This window comes from Pseudomonas sp. DE0157, from assembly GCF_007678615.1.
Taxonomy (GTDB): Bacteria; Pseudomonadota; Gammaproteobacteria; order Pseudomonadales; family Pseudomonadaceae; genus Aquipseudomonas; species Aquipseudomonas parafulva_B.
Genome location: NZ_VEJN01000049.1, coordinates 1 through 400, shown reverse-complemented (window position 1 = coordinate 400; position 400 = coordinate 1). Strand labels below are relative to the sequence as shown.

Genomic DNA, 400 nt, shown 5'->3' with positions numbered 1-400 from the left:
ACTTCGAGCAGCTGACGCCTAACCCGACGCCAGCTGTAACGACGATCAATGATTCGATCGACACCACTACCGCGACCCTGACCGCCTCGCCAAGCGTGACTGAAGGCGGCGTTATCACCTACACCGTGACCCTGACGAACCCGGCTCAGACCCCGGTGACCGTGACCCTGTCCAACGGTCAGGTCATCACCGTTGAAGCAGGCAAGACCCAGGGCAGCATCGACTTCCAAACTCCGGCGAACGACGTCTATAACAACGGCTCGACCGTTAGTGTGACCATCGACAGCGCTACGGGCGGCAACTTCGAGCAGCTGACGCCGAACCCAGCGGCTGCGGTTACCACGATCAATGATTCAATCGACACTACAACCGCGACCCTGACCGCGAACCCTTCGGTTAC

1 protein-coding gene is annotated in these 400 nt (G+C 59.8%); it reads left to right on the top strand.

The features are described 5' to 3' along the window. The coding region (locus tag FS777_RS21520) for an immunoglobulin-like domain-containing protein (RefSeq protein ID WP_178091313.1) at nucleotides 1-400 on the top strand (400 nt) is incomplete at both ends.